Genomic DNA, 269 nt, shown 5'->3' with positions numbered 1-269 from the left:
GGTACTGCTGGTGATACCGTTGAACTGATGGGTGATGGCGTCACCCTTGGCAGCGCCACGGTGGATGGAGATGGTAACTGGTCAGTTGCGCTGAGCCCTGCGCAGATCACCGCGCTTGGTGAAGGGGACGTGAGCTTTACGGCCACCGCCACCGATGCTGCGGGCAATAGCGTCACCGATACCGCCACGGCGACCGTAGATACCATTATCAATGTGGCCATTGATACCCCAATCGCTAGTGACGACATCATCAACGCCGCTGAAGCAGG

The 269-nt window shown here is 58.7% G+C and carries 1 protein-coding gene; it reads left to right on the top strand.

The window, feature by feature from the left end:
• On the top strand, nt 1–269 hold a 269-nt coding region (locus tag ACFI32_RS14880), incomplete at both ends, for an Ig-like domain-containing protein (protein WP_462627401.1).

The organism is Psychrobacter sp. PSi21, assembly GCF_054960615.1.
This window is presented reverse-complemented; position numbering and strand designations above follow the sequence as displayed.